General features: G+C 74.5%; 13 protein-coding genes. 5 read left to right on the forward strand and 8 right to left on the reverse strand.

Going from position 1 to position 16534, the window contains the following annotated elements; all coding sequences use genetic code 11:
* Positions 1-8: 8 nt before the first annotated feature.
* Positions 9-1961 carry a sigma-70 family RNA polymerase sigma factor gene (locus ACGFMP_RS28500; protein WP_393675880.1) on the forward strand — a complete coding sequence of 651 codons (1953 nt, stop codon included), beginning with the start codon at positions 9-11 and terminating at the stop codon, positions 1959-1961.
* A gap of 1 nt (position 1962) precedes the next feature.
* On the opposite strand, the gene ACGFMP_RS28505 is transcribed toward ACGFMP_RS28500, so the two are convergent.
* The 6 genes from ACGFMP_RS28505 to ACGFMP_RS28530 form a co-directional block, all read right to left on the reverse strand.
* Complete coding sequence (locus tag ACGFMP_RS28505) at positions 1963-3045, reverse strand: winged helix DNA-binding domain-containing protein (protein WP_393675881.1); 1083 nt, start codon at positions 3043-3045, stop codon at positions 1963-1965.
* Between the two features lie 359 nt (positions 3046-3404).
* Positions 3405-4568, reverse strand: a complete 1164-nt coding sequence (locus ACGFMP_RS28510; RefSeq protein ID WP_393675882.1) for an XdhC family protein — start codon at positions 4566-4568, stop codon at positions 3405-3407.
* A gap of 34 nt (positions 4569-4602) precedes the next feature.
* A complete protein-coding gene (locus tag ACGFMP_RS28515; protein ID WP_393675883.1) occupies positions 4603-6069 on the reverse strand; it encodes an NCS2 family permease in 1467 nt (488 codons plus the stop codon).
* A 129-nt stretch (positions 6070-6198) separates the two neighbouring features.
* A complete protein-coding gene (locus ACGFMP_RS28520) occupies positions 6199-8580 on the reverse strand; it encodes a xanthine dehydrogenase family protein molybdopterin-binding subunit (RefSeq protein ID WP_393675904.1) in 2382 nt (793 codons plus the stop codon).
* Positions 8581-8585: 5 nt separating this feature from the next.
* Positions 8586-9062 (reverse strand): (2Fe-2S)-binding protein, encoded by a 477-nt coding sequence (locus ACGFMP_RS28525; RefSeq protein ID WP_393675884.1) that lies wholly within the window; start codon positions 9060-9062, stop codon positions 8586-8588.
* Positions 9053-9937: an FAD binding domain-containing protein gene (locus ACGFMP_RS28530; protein WP_393675885.1), complete on the reverse strand. Its 885-nt coding sequence runs from the start codon at positions 9935-9937 to the stop codon at positions 9053-9055. The genes ACGFMP_RS28525 and ACGFMP_RS28530 overlap by 10 nt, the downstream gene beginning before the upstream one ends.
* Before the next feature lie 266 nt (positions 9938-10203).
* On the opposite strand from ACGFMP_RS28530, the gene ACGFMP_RS28535 reads away from it, so the two are divergent.
* The gene (locus ACGFMP_RS28535) at positions 10204-11865 is read left to right on the forward strand and encodes a PucR family transcriptional regulator (protein ID WP_393675905.1); all 1662 of its coding nucleotides are present in this window, start codon (positions 10204-10206) and stop codon (positions 11863-11865) included.
* Between the two features lie 285 nt (positions 11866-12150).
* Positions 12151-12897 carry a hypothetical protein gene (locus tag ACGFMP_RS28540; RefSeq protein ID WP_393675886.1) on the forward strand — a complete coding sequence of 249 codons (747 nt, stop codon included), beginning with the start codon at positions 12151-12153 and terminating at the stop codon, positions 12895-12897.
* A gap of 12 nt (positions 12898-12909) precedes the next feature.
* Here ACGFMP_RS28540 and ACGFMP_RS28545 read toward each other — a convergent pair whose 3' ends face one another.
* Positions 12910-13176, reverse strand: a complete 267-nt coding sequence (locus ACGFMP_RS28545) for a hypothetical protein (RefSeq protein ID WP_393675887.1) — start codon at positions 13174-13176, stop codon at positions 12910-12912.
* Positions 13177-13446: 270 nt separating this feature from the next.
* Positions 13447-14178, reverse strand: coding sequence for a GntR family transcriptional regulator (locus ACGFMP_RS28550; protein WP_393675888.1), 732 nt, complete (start codon positions 14176-14178; stop codon positions 13447-13449).
* Positions 14179-14293: 115 nt separating this feature from the next.
* Here ACGFMP_RS28550 and ACGFMP_RS28555 point away from each other — a divergent pair, with 115 nt between their 5' ends.
* Together ACGFMP_RS28555 and ACGFMP_RS28560 are read left to right on the forward strand one after the other, a co-directional pair.
* Complete coding sequence (locus ACGFMP_RS28555; protein ID WP_393675889.1) at positions 14294-15139, forward strand: (2Fe-2S)-binding protein; 846 nt, start codon at positions 14294-14296, stop codon at positions 15137-15139.
* 177 nt (positions 15140-15316) lie between these two features.
* On the forward strand, positions 15317-16387 hold the full coding sequence (locus ACGFMP_RS28560) for a DUF2637 domain-containing protein (RefSeq protein ID WP_393675890.1): 1071 nt from the start codon (positions 15317-15319) through the stop codon (positions 16385-16387).
* Positions 16388-16534 lie beyond the last annotated feature (147 nt).

Below are 16534 nucleotides of genomic sequence, written 5' to 3' on the forward strand. Positions count from 1 at the left end.
GGAGCAGCATGCGCGCAGGCGACCGTGTCGGACCCGACCCCGCGCTGGTGACCGCCGCGCGGGCGGGGGATCAGCCGGCGCTCGACCAGTTGGTCGCGCAGTGCCTGCCGCTGGTCTACAACATCGTGGGCCGCGCGCTCGACGGGCACGACGACGTGGACGACGTGGTGCAGGAGACGCTGCTGCGCGTGGTGCGGGGCCTGGCGGACCTGCGCGACCCGGCCGCGTTCAGGTCCTGGCTGGTGGCCATCGCGGTACGCCAGGTACGGGACCGCGAGCAGGCGCGCAAGGCGTCCTGGCACCACCAGACCGCACTCGACGCCGCGGAGCTGATACCCGACCCCGCCTCCGACTTCGCCGCGGTCACCATCCTGCGGCTCGGCCTGACCGACCAGCGCCGCGACATCGCCGAGGCCACCCGCTGGCTGGACGGCGACGACCGGACGCTGCTGGCGCTGTGGTGGCTGGAGGAGACCGGCGACCTCGGCCGCTCGGAGCTGGCCGACGCGCTCGGCCTGACCCGGCAGCACGCGGCGGTCAGGGTCCAGCGGATGAAGGAGCAGCTGGAGACCTCGCGGGCGGTGGTGCGGGTGCTCGGCTGCGGCGCGGACTGCGACGGGCTGCGCCATCTGACCGGCGGCTGGGACGGTGTGCCGAGCCCGCTGTGGCGCAAGCGGTTCGCCCGCCACATCCGCAACTGCGCCGACTGCACCGAGCACGCCGGCACCCTGCTGCCGATGGACCGGCTGCTCAGCGGGCTGCCGCTGCTGCCGGTGCCGCTCGGCCTCGGCGGCCACTTCGCCGCACACGCGCCCGCCGCTCCGGCCGGGTTCTGCCACCCTTCGCCCCCCACCCAGACCCCGCGCACCGCTCCGCACTCACGCCCCCCACGGCGGAGCGGTGCGCGGCACGGCTCGCGCGCCAGGCCGCGGCTGCTGCACGGCCCGGCGGGCGTGACCGGTGCCGTGGTGGGCACCGTCGCCGCGGTGGCGGCGGGCGCGCTGCTCGCGCTCCATCTGACGGCCGGCGGCCAGGACCGCGAGCCGGCCGCGGACGCCGCCGCCACGCGGCCCGCCGCCACCGCAGGGACCGCCGCCACGACACCGCCGACGACGGCCGCCACCGCCTCGCCGACCCCGTCGGCGACCACGCGCAAGCCGACCGCGACGGCCACCACGAGGCCGCCCGCCACGCACGCCCCCGCCAAGGCCGCACCGCCCGCGCCGGCCGCCTCCTCGACCCGCAAGGGCGTCGGGGTGTGGAGCTTCGACGGCGTCGGACCCGCGCTCGCCAAGTCCGGTGCCACCTGGTACTACACCTGGTCGACCACCCACAGCGGCGTCAGCGGCCCCGGCTTCGTCCCGATGATCTGGGGCAGTGCCAGCGCCGACGCGAACGGCCTGGCGCAGGCGAAGCAGGCGGGACCGTATCTGCTGGGCTTCAACGAGCCGGACATGTCGGCGCAGTCGAACATGACGGTGGACCAGGCGCTGTCGCTGTGGCCGAAGCTGGAGTCGGCGGGGAAGGTGCTGGGCAGCCCCGCGGTCGCCTACGGGGGTGACACGGCGGGCGGCTGGCTGGACCGCTTCATGTCGGGCGCGAAGTCGAAGGGCTACCGGGTCGACTTCATCGCGCTGCACTGGTACGGCGGCGACTTCACCACGCCGAACGCGGTCGCCCAGCTCAAGTCGTACCTCCAGGCGGTCCACAACCGCTACCACAAGCCGATCTGGCTCACCGAGTTCGCGCTGATCGACTTCTCGAACGGCACCCGCTTCCCCACCGACCAGCAGCAGGCGGCCTTCGTCACCGCGGCGGCCAAGATGCTGGACGGGCTGCCCTACCTCCAGCGGTACGCCTGGTTCGGCCTCGGCGCCGACGACAGCAAGCCGAGCAGCGGCCTTTTCCGCAGCGGCGCGGTGGAGACGCCGGCGGGACGGGCGTTCGAGGCCGCCCGCTGACTCAGCCCGCGGTGAAGGTGACGTCGTGGGCGGCGCCCGGGTCGGCGGCGGCGAGCAGCCGCAGGCCCTCGCCCGTGAGGGCGTCCCGGTCCGCCGCGCTCAGCACGGTGAAGTGTGTGACGGCGACGGCCGCGCTGCCCTTGGCGCGGTCGAACCGCCAGGTGCCCGCGACGAATCCGTCGACCAGGATCGTGCCCCGCACGATGCCGTTGACCGTCATCACCCGGGTGCGGTGGGCCTCGGGCAGGATCCGGCTGCGGTCGGCGTGCGAGAGCAGGGCGTTGTCGAAGTCGGCGACGAAACGCGCCGGCACCGGCACCGAGGGGTCCGTCAGCACCGCGTCGGGCAGGTCGTGGAGTACCCGGCCGTCCTGCGCCGTGTGGGTGCGCAGGTCCATGCCGGCGAAGACCGCTTTCAGGCCGGTCAGGCCGCACCACTTCTGCATGTCGGCGGGCCCTGCCGGGCCGTAGGCCGCCAGGTAGCGGCGGACCAGGTCCCTGGGGTCGGGCGGGGTGAAGGGCTCGCCCAGCCAGTCCTCCAGCAGGCCGTACTCCGGGGCGCCGCCCGCGCCCCACACCCCGCGCGGCGGCAGCTGCGCCAGCGGCATCCAGGACCGCAGCGCGTTGACCAGCGAGGCCGGGTCCGCCTCGGGGAAGCGGGCGGCGAACCCGTCCCGCAGCTCGGCCGGGGTGCGCGGCTTCTCGCGCAGCAGCGCGCGGGCGTACTCCTCCAGCTCGGCGCGGCCGGTGCCCGCGAGCCCCTTGGCCCACTGGGAGCCGAGGAAGGACCGCTCCAGCATCGGTCCGATCCAGTGCCGCAACCGCAGCGCGTCCGCCGACGTCACCAGATGCACGGTGCTGCGCATCAGGGCCAGCCGGACGGCACGGCGTTCGGTGAGCAGCCGGCCAAGCTCGGCGAAGTCGAAGCCGTCCAGGCGGGTCCACAGCCCCGGGTAGGGGGAGGTGGGCGTCTGCGACTGGAGGCCGAGCAGGTGGGCGACGGCGTCCTCGGCGCTCATGCCGCTCCGCTTCAGCAGGAGTTGCCGGTCGAGCAGGGTGCGGACGTCCAGCGGCGGGGTGACCATGGTCCCCACCGTATTGCGCCATGCGGACGGTTCCGGTCCGCGAGGGCTCGCGGGACCGATGTTTCCGCGGGGCGGGAGTGCCGCCGGTCATGCGGCCGGCGCGCCGGGGACGGACCGGTGAGGGGGACGGGATGGGCTGGTGGCGGCGGCTGCCGGGGCGCGGGGGCGGCGGACGGCGGGGGAAGGGCGGCACGGCTCCGTCCTGCGGGGCCGGGCCGGAAACGGCGGACGGCGTCCCGGGCCGCCACCCGGCCGCGGTCGACGCGGGACGCCCGGGGGTCGCTCATCGGCGGCCGGAGCAGGATTGCACGCGCCGGGGCAATCCGCAGCGCGCGGGTGCCCCCGCCGGGGCCCGCGCGCTACGCCGCCGGGGGGTCGAGGCGGCGCGGTGGGGGGTCCTGGTCGCGGTGGATGGGGGTGTGGGCGCCGGTCAGCGGGACGCCGGTGCCGCCGTGGCGGTGGGCGACGACCTCGGCGGCGATGGACAGTGCCGTCTCCTCCGGGGTGCGGGCGCCCAGGTCGAGGCCGATCGGCGAGTGCAGGCGGGCCAGGTCGAGTTCGGTGAGGCCCGCGTCGCGCAGCCGGTCGAGGCGGTCCAGGTGGGTGCGCCGCGAGCCCATGGCGCCCACGTACGCCAGCGGCATCCGCAGGGCGCGTTCCAGCAGCGGGACGTCGAACTTCGCGTCGTGGGTGAGGACGCAGACCACCGTTCGGCAGTCGAGCCGTCCGGCGTCCGCCTCCGCGTCGAGGTAGCGGTGCGGCCAGTCCACCACCACCTGCTCGGCGCCGGGGAAGCGGCGCGGGGTCGCGAAGACCGGGCGGGCATCGCAGACGGTCACCCGGTAGCCGAGGAAGGCGCCGGCACGTACCAGTGCGGCGGCGAAGTCGATGGCGCCGAAGACCAGCATCCGCGGCGCCGGCACGCTGGACTCGACCAGCAGCGTCAGCGGCTCGCCGCAGCGGCTGCCGTCCGCGCCGATCCCGGTGGTGGCGGTGCGGCCCGCGGCGAGCAGCGCGCGGGCCTCGGCGGCCGCGGTGGCGTCCCGCGCCGCGTCGCCGAGGGTGCCCAGGTGGGACCCGTCGGGCCTCACCAGCAGGGCCCGCCCGAGCAGTTCTGCCGGGCCCGCGGTGATCCGGGCGACCGCCGCCGCCTCGCCGGAGGCGGCGGCGGCCAGGGCAGCGGCGATCTCCGGCCGGGCGGCCGGGTCGATCCGCTGGACGAGGACGTCGATCTCGCCGCCGCAGGTCAGCCCGACCGCGAAGGCGTCCTCGTCGGAGTAGCCGAAGTGCTGCGTCACCGGTGCCGAGGCGTCAGCGGCGGCCAGCACCTCCTGGCACAGCTCGTAGACCGCGCCCTCGACGCACCCGCCGGACACGCTGCCGACGGCGGTGCCGTCCGCGTCGACGGCCAGCGCGGCGCCGGGCCGGCGCGGGGCGCTGCCGCCGGTCGCGACCACGGTGGCGACGGCGAACGGCCGGCCGTGGGCGCACCAGCGGTGCAGGTCGTCGGCGATGTCCAGCATGGTGTTCAGCTCCTCGGATTCCCCGGCCGCGCGGTCACTTGACCCCGAGCCAGCCCTCGATCGGGTGCAGTGCGAAATAGACGGTGAAGACGGCGGTGAGGACCCACATGAAGGCCCCGGGCTCGCGCCATCTGCCCTGTGCGGCCCTGATCGCGGTGTACGACACCACGCCGGCGCCGACTCCCGCGGTGATGGAGTAGGTGAAGGGCATCAGGGCGACGGTCATGAAGACCGGTACCGCCACGGCACGGTCCGACCAGTCGACGTGCCGGGCGTTGCCCATCATCATGGCGCCGATCACCACCAGCGCCGCCGCGGCGACCTGGCCGGGAACGAGCTGCGCCAGCGGCGTGAAGAACAGGCCGAGTGCGAAGAGCAGCCCGGTCACCACCGAGGACAGGCCGGTCCTGGCGCCCTCGCCCACGCCGGTCGCGGACTCGATGAAGACGGTCTGCCCCGAGGCGCCCGCGACACCGCCGATGGCCCCGCCCGCGCCGTCGATGAACAGCGCCTTCGAAAGGCCCGGCATCCGGCCGCGCTCATCGGCGAGTCCCGCCTCGGTGCCGACACCGATGACGGTGGCCATCGCGTCGAAGAACCCGGCGAGCACCAGGGTGAAGACGATCACGCCGACGGTCATCGCGCCGATCGATCCCCAGCCGCCGAACTCGACGTGGCCGAACAGCCCGAAGTCCGGTGCGGACACCGCGCTGCCCTCCAGCCTGGGCGGGCTGCCGCCCCACACGGCGGGGCCGAGGTCGCCGACCGCGTCGACGACCACCGCGAGCACCGTGCCGCTGACGATGCCGATCAGGATCGCCCCCGGCACCCCCCTGGCCTGGAGCATGAAGATCAGCAGCAGCGTGACGCAGAACAGCAGCACCGGCCAGCCGGCGAGCTGCCCGCCGGTGCCGAGGGTGACGGGGGCGCTCCCGTGCGGGTCGCCCTTGCCCACGAATCCCGCGTTGACGAGGCCGATCATGGCGATGAACAGCCCGATGCCGATGGTGATGCCGTGCTTGAGGGCCGGCGGTATCGCGTTCATCACGATCTCGCGCAGCCCGGTGACCACCAGCAGCACGATCACCCCGCCGTAGATCACGCACATGCCCATGGCCTGCGGCCAGGTCATCTCGGGGGCGACCTGGGTGGAGATCACCCCGGCGACGCTCAGCCCGGCGGCGAGCGCGAGCGGCACCTTGCCGAAGAAGCCCATCAGCAGGGTGGACACCGCCGCGGCCAGCGCCGTCGCGGTGATCAGTGCGGCGTGGCCGAGCTTATGGCCGCTGGCGTCCGGGCCCGACAGGAGCAGCGGGTTGAGCAGCAGGATGTAGCACATCGCCATGAAGGTGGTGATGCCGCCGCGGACCTCGCGGGGTATCGAGGAGCCTCTTTGGGAGATGTGGAAGTAGCGGTCGAGCCATGTTCCGCCGGCGGGCTCGCGCGGGCCGGAGCCCGCGTCCTCCGCCGCGGTGCGCGGCTCCAGTGGTGTCTGGGTCATGATGCCGACTCCCAAGGTTCACGGGGACACCCGTACGCCGAGTGCGGACGGGATTTGGGATCTGCCTGGCCTGCACGACCCGGGGGACGGCCCGAGACGGACGTTCGCCTTGCACTGGCGCCGGCGCGCCTACGGTCCGGTGAGGTGTTCCGGCCGGACCGGTGTCCTGTTCAGCTCCAGACCCGTCGCCTGCCTGATCGCGGCGAGCACCGCGGGGGTGGACGACAGGGTCGGTGCCTCGCCGACACCGCGCAGCCCGTAGGGGGCGTGCTCGTCGGCGAGTTCGAGCACGTCGACGGGGATGGTCGGCATGTCGAGGATCGTGGGGATGAGGTAGTCGGTGAAGGACGGGTTGCGGACCAGCGCGGTCTTCGGGTCGACGACGATCTCCTCCATCACCGCCACCCCCAGGCCCTGCGCGGTTCCGCCTTGGATCTGGCCGACGACCGACAGCGGGTTGATCGCCTTGCCGACGTCCTGGGCGCAGGCCAGTTCGACCACCTTGACCAGGCCGAACTCGGTGTCGACCTCGACGACCGCGCGATGGGCGGCGAAGCTGTACTGCACATGGCCGTTGCCCTGGCCGGTGCGCAGGTCGAAGGCCTGGGTGGGCCGGTGCCTGAACTCCAGCTCCAGGTCCACCACCTCGTCCTGAAGGACCTCGGCGATGCCGGCCAGCGCCTCGCCGCCGTCGGTGACCACCTTGCCGTCCTCCAGCAGCAGTTCCGCGGTGGCCCACGCCGGGTGGTGGGTGCCGAATCTGCGGCGGCCCAGGTCGAGGACCTTCTCGCGTACGGCCTCACAGGTGTTCTTCACCGCGCCGCCGGTCATGTACGTCTGCCGGGAGGCGGAGGTGGAGCCGGCCGACCCGACCCGGGTGTCGGCGGGCTGGATGGTGACCTGGGTGACGCCCAGCTCGCTCCTGGCGATCTGGGCGTGCACGGTGACACCGCCCTGGCCGACCTCGGCCATCGCGGTGTGCACGGTCGCGACGGGTTCGCCGTTGATGACCTGCATCCGCACCCGGGCGGTGGAGTAGTCGTCGAAGCCCTCGGAGAAGCCGATGTTCTTGATGCCCACCGCATAGCCGACGCCCCTGACGACGCCTTCGCCGTGGGTGGTGTTGGACAGGCCGCCGGGCAGCGCGCGGACGTCGGCGCCCTCGGTGGTCTCCCACTGGCGTTCCGGCGGCAGCGGGCGGGACTTGACCCGGCGCAGCAGTTCCGCGACCGGCGCGGGCGAGTCCACCAGCTGGCCCGTCGGCATGACCGCGCCCTGCTCCATCGCGTTGATCTGCCGGAATTCGACCGGGTCCATGCCCAGCGCGGCGGCGACCCGGTCCATCTGGGCCTCGTAGGCGAAGCATGCCTGGACCGCTCCGAAGCCGCGCATCGCCCCGCAGGGCGGGTTGTTGGAGTAGAGGGCGAGCGCCTCGATGTCGACGTCGTCGACCACGTAGGGGCCGATCGACAGCGAGGCGGCGTTGCCGACCACGGCGGGCGAGGCGGAGGCGTAGGCGCCGCCGTCCAGCACGATGCGGCAGCGCACGTGGGTCAGCTTGCCGTCGCGGGTGGCGCCGTGCTCGTAGTGGAGTCTCGCCGGGTGGCGGTGGACGTGGCCGAAGAAGGACTCGAAGCGGTTGTAGACGATCTTGACCGGTTTGCCGGTGCGCATCGCCAGCAGGCAGCCGTGGATCTGCATCGAGAGGTCTTCCCGGCCGCCGAAGGCCCCGCCGACGCCGGACAGCGTCATGCGGACCTTCCGCTCCGGCAGGCCGAGCACGGGGGCGATCTGCCGCAGGTCGGAGTGCAGCCACTGGGTGGCCACGTACAGGTCGACGCCGCCGTCCTCCGCGGGCACCGCGAGCCCCGACTCGGGGCCGAGGAAGGCCTGGTCCTGCATGCCGAAGACGTAGTCGCCGCTGACGACCACGTCGGCGCGCTCCGCGGCCCGCGCCGCGTCGCCGCGCACGATCGGCTGGCGGTGCACGATGTTGGGGTGCGGGACGTGCCCGATGTGGTGGTCCTCGCGGCCCTCGTGCACCAGGACGGCGTCCGCGGCGGTCGCGGAGTCCTCGTCGGTGACGACGGGCAGCGGCTCGTACTCGACCCGGATCTTGGCGGCGGCCCTGCGGGCGGTCTCCGGGTGGTCGGCGGCGACCAGCGCGACGGGCTCGCCGTGGTGGCGGACCTTGCCGTGCGCGAGCACCGGGGTGTCGCGGATCTCCAGGCCGTAGTGCCTGACCTCGGTGGGCAGGTCGTCGTAGGTCAGCACCGCGTGCACGCCCGGGGTGGCGAGCGCCTCGCGGGTGTCGATGGACACGATGACGGCGTGCGCGACGGTGCTGCGCAGCGTGTGGCCCCACAGCATGTCCTCGTGCCACAGGTCGGAGGAGTACGCGAACTCGCCGGTGACCTTCAGGACGCCGTCGGGCCGCAGAGTGGACTCGCCGATGCCGCCCTTGGTGGTGCTGGACTGGGTGAGGCTGGTGGGGGTACGGGTGATGCCCATCTCGCTCACACCGCCTGTCCGTTGCGGGCGGCCGCCAGGCGGACCGCGTCGAGGATCTTCTCGTAGCCGGTGCAGCGGCACAGGTTGCCCGACAGCGCCTCCCGGATGTCGCCGTCGCTGGGCGAGGCGTTGTGTTCGAGCAGTTCGTCGGCCGCGACCAGCAGACCCGGGGTGCAGAAGCCGCACTGGACGGCGCCCGCGTCCACGAACGCCTGCTGGATCGGCGACAGTTCGCCGTCCTCCCCCGCCAGCCCCTCGACGGTGTCGACCCGCCGGTCCTGCACCTGCCCGGCGGCGACCAGGCACGAGCACACCGGCACCCCGTCGAGGCGTACCGTGCACGACCCGCACTCGCCCTGCTCGCAGGCGTTCTTGGAGCCGGGCAGCCCCATCCGCTCCCGCAGCACGTAGAGCAGGCTCTCGCCCTCCCATACGTCGTCGGCCTCCTGCGGACGCCCGTTGACGGTGAAGGTCACGCGCATGACTCGCTCCTCAGGCTGCGGTACTGCTCCCACGTCCAGCCCAGCGTCCTGCGGGCCATCACGCCGAGCGCGTGCCGCCGGTAGGACGCGGTGCCGCGTACGTCGTCGATCGGGTTGGCGGCGCCGGCCACCAGGCCGGCGAACTGCTTGGCCACCGCGGGCGGCACCGCCTTGCGGCTCTCCCAGAAGCCGCCCTCGTCCAGCGCCGCGGTCAGGAACTCCTCCGCGGTCACGGCCCGGATCGGGGTGGGCGCGGCGGAACCGATGCCGGTGCGGACCGTGCGGGTGTCGGGGTGCAGCGCGAGACCGAAGGCGCACACCGCGATCACCATGGCGTTGCGGGTGCCGACCTTGGAGAACTGCTGCGGCCCCGTCGCCTTCTTCAGGTGCACGGCCCTGATCAGCTCGTCGGGCGCCAGCGCGTTGCGCTTGACCCCGGTGTAGAAGTCGTCGATCGGGATCAGCCGGCTGCCGCGCACCGACTCCGCCTCGACCGAGCCGCCGCCCGCGAGCAGCGCCGGGTGGGCGTCGCCGGCCGGCGAGGCGGTGCCGAGGTTGCCGCCGACGCCGCCGCGGTTGCGGATCTGCGGGGAGGCCACGGTGTGGCCGGCCAGCGCCAGTCCTGGCAGTTCGGTGCGCAGCCCGGCCATGATGCGCGAGTAGGGGACCGAGGCCCCCAGGCGTACGGTGTCCTCGCCGGTCTCCCACTCCTCCAGCTCGCCGATGCGGTTGAGGTCCAGCAGGTACTCGGGCCTGCGGTGGTCGAAGTTGATCTCGACCATCACGTCCGTGCCGCCCGCGATGGGCACGGCCGAGGGGTGCTCCGCCTTGGCGGCGAGCGCCTCCTGCCAGCTGGCAGGGCGCAGGAATTCCATGGGGGTCTCTTCTCGGGTCTCGGTGGCGAGCGGGAGTACGACCGTGGGCTGTTCATGTCCTGTACACGCTGCGTCGCCCCAGTACACGGCCGCTGGGCCGTCCGGGTGCAGTCACCGAAAACATGAAGGGCTTGGCTGGCCAGCAGCCGGGTCTTGTAGATTCCTCTGAAAGAGACCGTGGGGAAACCTCACGGTTTCCCACTGGCCACCTGCGACCCCGGCCAGGCAACGAACCGGCAATGCCACGACAGGACAAGGCGACCACGATGCGGCTGCGCGCGCTCCTCGACACCGAAGCTCTCGGCCTGCGGCTGCTCGGCGGCGAAGCGGAGCTCGACCGCACGGTCCGCGGGGTGATGACCACCGACCTGCGCGACCCGAGCCGCTACCTCAACGGCGGCGAACTGGTGCTGACCGGCCTCGCGTGGCGGCGCACCGCCGCCGACAGCGACGCCTTCGTCCGGCTGCTGGCCGGCGCCGGGGTCGCCGGGCTCGCGGCAGGAGAGGCGGAACTCGGCCCGATCCCCGACGACCTCGTCGAGGCCTGCGCGCGGCACCGGCTGCCGCTTTTCGCGGTGGACGAGCGGGTCGCCTTCGCCGCCATCACCGAACACGTCGTCCGGCAGGTCTCCGGCGAGCGGGCGGGCGACCTCGCGGCGGTCGTCGAACGCCACCGCCGGCTGATGTCCTCCGGCCCCGCGGGCGGTGGCCCCGACGCCGTACTCGACCTGCTCGGCAGCGATCTCGACCTGCGCGCCTGGGTGCTGTCGTCCACCGGCCGGGAGATCGGCGCGGCCGGCCACCCGCTGCCCGCACCGGTGCGCGCGGAGCTGGCCGGCGCCCAGCAGGCCGCGACCCGCACCGGCCGCCCGGGCCCGCACCGGGTCGCGGTGCAGGGGCGCACGTACTCGCTCTTCCCGGTACGCGCCGGCGCCGGCACCGCCGACGTGCGGTCGCGGGTGCTGTCCGACTGGTTCCTGGCCGTCGAGGCGGACGCCGGGGAGTGGCCGGCCGAGCGGATGGACCTGCTCCAGGGCGTCACCCAGCTCATCGCCGTCGAGCGCGACCGGCGCGACGCCGCCCGAATGGTCAGGCGGCGACTGGCAGGCGAGGTCTTCGACCTGGTCAGGGGCGGTGCGGCGCCCGCCGAGATCGGGGCGAGGCTGCGGGCCGCCGCACCCGTCCTGGTGCCGGGCGCCGGCGGCGAGCCCTACTGGCAGATCGTGGTCGCGAAGGTCGACTGGGCCGGCGCCGAGGTGCCCGCGGGGCCGGCGGCGCAGGCGCTGCTCGAAGAGGTGCTGGCCGACCCTGCGGCGCCGGGACCCGACGCGGCCGACCGGATCGCCGTCGCGCACGCCGAGGACAAGGCGATGGCGCTGGTGCCGCTGACCGGCGGCGCGCCCGGCACCGGCATGACCGGCGCCGCACCCGAGCCGCTGCACGCCGAGGCGCTGCTCGGGCTGCTGCGCGGGCCGCTGGCCCGCGGCCTCGGCGACGACGGCCGGCTGACGGTCGGCGTCAGCGCCGCCGTCCACTCCCCCGAGGGCCTGCGCGGCGCCCTCGAAGAGGCAAGGCACGCGCGCAGGGTCGCCGCGGCCCGGCAGGGCCGGGTGTGCGTGGCCGGCCACGAGGAACTCGCCTCCCACGTCCTGCTGCTGCCCTTCGTGCCGGACGACGTACGCCGCGCCTTCACCGCCCGGCTGCTCGACCCGCTGCGCGCCTACGACCGCAGGCACCGCTCGGAACTCATCCCGACCCTCGAAGCCTTCCTCGACTGCGACGGCTCGTGGACGCGGTGCGCCGGCCGGCTGCATCTGCACGTGAACACCCTGCGGTACCGGATCACCAGGATCGAGCAGCTGACGGGCCGTGACCTGGCCCGACTCGAGGACAAGCTGGACTTCTTCCTGGCGCTGCGGATGAGTTAGTGATCCCGTTCACAAGATGTGATCTCCAGCCCCTTGGCGGGAGGCCCCGGCGCGTGTTGAACTTCCGCCACCGGCAGGGGCGCGGACAACTGCCGGACACATCGGACCGGTAGGGGCCCGGAACGGGATGGGACCGGACCGGGATCGGGACCCGCGTCCGACGCCGCGCACCTGCACCACGCAGCACCGCACGACGCACCACCGCACGACGTAGCACCGCACCACCGCACGACTGCACCACTGCACGGCTCGCACTGGCTCGACGACGCGCTTGGGGGAGAAGCTGTGGCGGAAACCGCCCTGTCGGCATCTGTGGTCGGAGTACCGGACGTCTGGCGGCTGCGGGCACGCGGCTGCTGGGCGGAAGCGGCGGCGCTGCTCGCCCCGCACTGCGCCGGCGACCCGGGCGCCGCGCTGCGGCGGGCGGAGATCCTCATCGAGGGCTGCTTCTACCACCTCGACGGATGGGCCGACGCGGAGGACGCGCTGCGGGTCGCGGAAGCGCTGGCCGGCACCGACGAGGAGCGCGGGGCCGCCGCCTCGGAACGCGGCCACCTCGCCTACGGGGCCACGCTGCACTCCGTACGGGACCGGGCGGACGAGGCGCGGTCCGCCTTCGGCCGCAGCGCCGCGCTGCTGTCGCCGGGCTCGCCAGGGCGGCCCCTGCTGGACTTCAGGCGCGGGCTCGTCGCCGAGAACATCGCCAGGAATCCGGCCGCCGCCCGGGCCGCCTACCGGCGTGCGCACGCAGGGGCCGTGGCGCACGGCGACACCTTCCTCACCTCCTTCACCTGGCGGCACCTGGCCGGACTCGCCGCGGCGGAAGGGGATCTGGCCGAGGCCAGGCACGGCTTCGCGGAGTCCCTCCGGCTGCGGGTCACCCTCGGCCACCTCGTGGGCACCGCCCCCGCCCTGCTCGCCCTCGCCGAGGTCTCCCCCGACGACGAGGCCGCCGCGCTGCGGGCCGAGGCCGCACGTCTCTACACCCTCCTCGGCGCGATCCCGACCTGGCTCGCCCCTGCCTTCACCTGACCCGCCGGCAGGTCACCCCGCGGGTGCGCAGGTCGCGAGGGTCTGGCGGGGCGTCCAGCCGCGGGACCTCGCCCTGGACACGTCGAGGACGACCGAATCGGACAGTTGGTCGACCGCGTAGCGGGTGAGCCCGGGTGTCGTGTGCGGACGCCACCGCTCGAGCGACTCGGCGGCGCCCGCCGGCCCGCAGGCGATCGGCCGCGGCACATGGCCGATCCGGGCCCGCACGCCGTGGGCGTCCAGCACGCGCCGTATCGCCGCCTCGCGCGGAAACGGCACCGGTCGGCGATGTCGTACGCGCCCGGCGGCCACCCGGCCGCAGCCGGGCACGCCTCGGTGAGGTTCCCCACGACCGTGAGGCTGAGCGGGACGCTGGGCCCCGGCAGCAGCAGGACGCCGCGGCGGACGCGGGCCGGCAGCCGGGGCACCGGGTGCGGATCGCCCGGACCGTGGACCGCCCGCGGCCGCGGCGTCCCACCCCACATGCCGCCCGCCCGGTCCCGGCCGCCGCCCCACACGCAGCAGGGCGGCGGTGGTCCGTGCCCGGGCTCAGGGGTTGGCGGCGAGGTGGGCGCGGAGCAGGTCCTCCGCCGGGGCGGCGGCGGCGAGGGCGGCGAGGAGCGCCGTGTGCTGCGCCGCGTGCGCGAGCAGCGTGGGGCGGCGGGCCGCGGGCGCGACGCCGGCCGGCCACTGCGCCCTGCGGTGCAGGTCGTCCGCGACGGCGACCAGGTGGGGGTTGCCCGCGAGCCCGAGCAGCGCGCGGTGGAAGGCGCGGTCGGCCTCGGCGTAGCCGGCCCGGTCACCGGCCGCGGCGGCGGTCACGGCGGCGTCGGCGAGCGGGCGCAGCGCCTCCCAGCGGGCGGCCGGCAGGGTGCGGGCGAGGTCGAGTACGACAGGGACCTCGACCAGCATCCGCACCTCGGCTATGCCGGCGAGGTCGCGCTCGGTGTGGCAGGCCACCCGGAAGCCGCGGTTCGGCAGCACCTCGACGGCGCCTTCCCTGGCCAGCAGCTGCATGGCCTCACGGACGGGCGTGGCCGACACGCCGTAGCGGGCGGCGAGTGCGGGGGCGGAGTGGACGGAGCCGGGGGGCAGCGCGCCGGCGAGCAGCGCGTCGCGCAGCTCGTCCAGGACCTGGTCGCGTACCGAGAGCCGTACCGGCATCCGGCGCGGTGCGGGCGGCGGCACCCATCCGGAGCGCGCGGACGCGACTGGCTCCATCGGCTGCCACACCCTCTCACCCCTACGGGGTACTCGCGGTCCGGGGCGTGTCACCCCCATGTCACCCGGGTGTCACCCACCCGGCGTACTGCGGTGAGCTTAGACCCCGCCGGAACACGCTAAGGTAAGGCTTACCTCCCCCGGTGATCCCCGGCGCCCCCTGGACGGTTCCCGCATGCCCGTGACCAGCCCCGCCTACGCCCTCCTCGCGGACCTGCTCCCCGACCTGCGGGTGGCGGAGGGCGAGCCGCGGTCCGGCCCCGGCTGGGTCACCGCGCGGCAGCTCGCGGAGGACCGCACCGCCCTCGACGCCTTCATCGCCCTGGACGCCGACGGGATCACCCGGGAGTACGGCGGCCCGCCGCGCCCGGACGTCGCCGCCACGCTCGCCCTGCACCGCTACGCCTGGCCCGCGTGCCTGCTCTTCACCATGCCGTGGTTCCTGCACCGCAGGGTGCCGCGGCTGCCGGTGGCCGACGTGTCCCTGCACCGCGAGTCCGGCCGGATGACCGTACGCACCCGATCCTTCCACTGCCTGCCGGGCGACCCGGCGGCCGCGCTGCCCGGCGCCCGCGTGCTGCCCACCGAGGCGGCGCTGCGCGACGAGCTGCGGGCGGCGCTCGCGGAGCACCTGACACCGCTGCTCGTCGCGTTCAAGCCGCTGCTGCGGCGCGGCCCGCGCACCCTGTGGGGTCTTGCGACCGACGAGATCAGCGAGAGCCTCTGGTACGTGGGCCGCCTGATGGGCCGTGAGGAGCAGGCGGTGGCCGACCTGACGGCGCTGCTGCCCGGCGGCACCGCCCCCTACGCCGGCGGCGCCCACTTCCGCGGCACCCCGCGGCTCCCGGCCCGGCACGGGACGCGGCCCGTACCGGAAGCGAAGGAAGCGGCGGAAAGCGGCTGCGCGCGGGACCGCCTGACGTGCTGCCTGTTCTACACCGTCAGCCCCGACGAGACCTGCGCCTCGTGCCCGCGCAGGACCGAATCCGACCGAATCAGGCGCCACGCGTCGGCCGCCTGACCGACCGCGCTACGATCTCGCTCAACTAAGCTGTGCTGGCACGCGAGTTCGAGCAACGTCCCTCGTGACGGTGCTCTTGTGCCATAACCTCTGCAGTCATCCGCGCTCTTCGCAAAGATGTCGGTCGTAAGCCGTCCCGCGGCCCGAGCGCGACGGAAGCGACACTAGGAAACGCACATGAGAGACATATCGCTGGACTGGGTGCTCTCGGGCATCGTCGGCCTGGTCGTGCTCGCGGCCTGTGCCGTCGTGTTTCGCAGCCGCCGTACGCGCGTCGCGGAGAGTGCTCAGGCCGATTCGTGGGAGCGCAGCGAGGAGCGCCGCCGCCGCAAGGAGGCGATGTACGGCAGCGCGTCGTACGTGCTGCTCTTCTGCTGCGCCGCGGTGGCGGCCGCGCTGTCCTTCCACGGCCTGGTCGGCTTCGGCCGGGAGAACCTGAACCTGACCGGCGGCTGGGAGTACCTGGTGCCGTTCGGCCTCGACGGGGCCGCGATGTTCTGCTCGGTGCTGGCCGTCCGTGAGGCCAGCCACGGCGACGCCGCCCTCGGTTCGCGCATGCTGGTGTGGCTGTTCGCGGGTGCCGCCGCCTGGTTCAACTGGGTGCACGCGCCGCGCGGGGTCGACCACGCGGGCGCGCCGCAGTTCTTCGCCGGGATGTCGCTTTCGGCCGCGGTGCTCTTCGACCGGGCGCTGAAGCAGACCCGCCGGGCGGCGCTGCGCGAGCAGGGCCTGGTGCCGCGTCCGCTGCCGCAGATCCGGATGGTGCGCTGGCTGCGGGCGCCGCGGGAGACCTTCGCCGCGTGGTCGCTGATGCTGCTCGAAGGGGTGCGGTCGCTGGACGAGGCGGTCGAGGAGGTCCGCGAGGACAAGCGGCAGCGCGAGCACAAGGAGCTGCGCCAGCGCGACCACGAGCGGCTGGAGCGGGCCAAGATCAAGGCGCTGAACCGGCAGAACAGGCCCTGGCCGCGCGGCGGCAGGGGCGGCCGGCAGGTGGAGCTGCCCGCGGCGAGCGCGGCAGGCGGCGGTCAGGCCGCATCGGAGCCTGCCATAGGTGCCGGGACGGACCTGGCCTCGGCCGAGCTTCCGGTGCGCTCCCGGCCCGCGCTTCAGCCGGTGCGCGAGGAGGCCGGGCAGTCCGCCGCGACGTCCTTCACCATCGACCTGACGGCCGAGGACGACACCATGACGCTGCCGAGGCTGGACTCGCTGGAGCGCAAACTGGAGGAGATGGAGCGGCAGTTCGGCTGAAGCCGCTTCCAGGATCGGGTCCGGGGGGGGGGGGGGGGGGGGGGGGGGGGGGGGGGGGGGGGGGGGGCCGCCCGCGCCGGCCCGGGGGGGGGGGGGGGGGGCGGCGGCGCGGGGGGGGGGGGGGGGGGGGCGGGGCGGGGCGGCGGG

This window comes from Streptomyces sp. NPDC049040 (genome assembly GCF_043197715.1).
Lineage (GTDB): Bacteria > Actinomycetota > Actinomycetes > Streptomycetales > Streptomycetaceae > Actinacidiphila.